A 496-nucleotide genomic window follows, 5' to 3' on the forward strand; every position below is an offset into this window, starting at 1 on the left:
GGGGGCGGCGGAAGTCGCCAAAGCCGGCCGCCACCTGCGGGCGGTGCTCGACCCCGACGGCGAAGAACGCGACGAGCGGGCCGATTACGGGCGGCGGTTCCTGCGGGTCCGCCCGGGCAAGGGCGGCGGCGTGGAAGGAGAGTTCTACCTGCCGCGTGAGGCCGGCGCCCGGTTGATGACGTTGTTGCAGGCGTACGCCAAGCTGAGGGCACAGGGGGATGACCGCCCGCTGACGGTGCGCCAGGCGGACGCGCTGATCGCCCTGCTGGAGCAGAAGATCGTCACCGAGCTCCTCGTCGTGGTCAGCGCCGAATCCCTCCCCACCGACCCCGAAACCACCGACCCCGCCGACGACAACCCATACCCCGCCGACCCGGCCACCGACGACACCGACCCGGCCACCGAAGACACCGACCCGGCCACCGAAGACACCGACCCGGCCACCGAAGACACCGACCCGGCCACCGAAGACACCGACCCGGCCACCGACGACGAC

General features: G+C 72.2%; 1 protein-coding gene. It reads left to right on the forward strand.

The window, feature by feature from the left end:
* On the forward strand, positions 1–496 hold a 496-nt coding region (locus HCK04_RS40545; RefSeq protein ID WP_142652797.1), incomplete at both ends, for a DUF222 domain-containing protein.

Source organism: Microbispora sp. CL1-1 (assembly GCF_012034195.1).
Lineage (GTDB): Bacteria > Actinomycetota > Actinomycetes > Streptosporangiales > Streptosporangiaceae > Microbispora.